Source organism: Nitrosospira multiformis (assembly GCF_900110185.1).
In the GTDB taxonomy this organism is placed as follows: Bacteria; Pseudomonadota; Gammaproteobacteria; order Burkholderiales; family Nitrosomonadaceae; genus Nitrosospira; species Nitrosospira multiformis_A.
The window spans coordinates 1-1,207 of the sequence record NZ_FOCT01000044.1 but is presented as its reverse complement, the minus strand read 5'-3'; the positions used below and the strand labels follow the sequence as shown (position 1 = coordinate 1,207).

General features: G+C 61.1%; 1 protein-coding gene. It reads left to right on the top strand.

The window, feature by feature from the left end:
* Nucleotides 1-12: 12 nt before the first annotated feature.
* Nucleotides 13-1,207: DUF445 domain-containing protein (locus BMY01_RS16905; protein ID WP_074749269.1), on the top strand; the 1,195-nt coding region annotated here is incomplete at its 3' end.

The window sequence follows — 1,207 nt, the reverse complement described above, 5'->3', positions numbered from 1 at the left end:
GCCCATAACCGCATGCGACGTCTGGCGACGGCACTGCTGATGGTGATGCTTGCGGTTCTCGTTCTGACGAATGTATTTATTTCAGTTCATCCGTCGGTTGGCTACGTTCGCGCTTTTGCCGAAGCCGCGGTAGTGGGTGCGCTGGCGGACTGGTTTGCTATAACAGCCTTATTCCGTCAGCCCCTCGGCCTGCCCATCCCCCACACCGCAATCATTCCGCGTAACAAGGATCGAATCGGTGAATCGCTGGGACGCTTCGTGGAGAGCAACTTTGTTTCTCCCGAAGTGGTTGCCGCCAAGCTCGCGCGTGTGGATTTGTCCGGGAAACTGGCAACGTGGCTGTCCGAGCAGGGGCGTACCGACCTGCTCGCCGATTATGTGACGCGCCTGATTCCGGAATTGCTGGATTCGGTGGACGAGCGCCATGTGCAGCATTTCGTTTCGGCCGGTCTGCTGGAAAAAGCGGCCCGCATCGATCTTGGCCCTTTGCTCGGCGAGGCGGTGATGCTGCTCACTGCGGAAAAGCGGCACCAGCGACTGCTGGACAAGCTGTTGCGCGAGGCTGATGAATATGTAACCGCGAACGAATCCCGTATCCGTCAGCGCGTGCGCGAAAACACAGCCTGGTTCTGGCAGCGGCTTTCGATGGATGAAAAGGTAGGGGAAAGCGTGGTGGCAGCGCTGCGCGAGGTTGTGGCGGAGATCGCGCGCGACCCTGCCCACCCCCTGCGCTTGCGACTGGATGCTGCCATCGGCAGGCTCGCCTCCGACCTGGCTACTTCACCTAAGTATCGCGAGCAGGTTGCCGCGCACACCCGCAAACTGCTGGCGCATCCGGCTTTGGGGGATTACGCGGACGGAGTCTGGCGCGACCTCCGCAACGGGATGCGCGAGGATATCGACAGCGAGGAATCGGCAATCAGGGCGTGGATGCGGAGCCTCATACAGTCGGGCACCGATACTGTCCTTGAAGACCGTGGTCTGCGAGAGCGGCTCAATAACTGGATGCGGGAGGTGCTGGTGGAGGCAGTGCAGTCTCACCAGCGCGATGTGGGCAGGCTGATTGCTGACACCGTGCGGGAGTGGGACACGGAGACAGTGACTCGCCGCATCGAGCGGCAGGTGGGCGAGGACCTGCAGTACATTCGCATCAATGGCACGCTGATAGGCGGGTTGGCAGGCCTGACGATTTACACCATCGCCCACG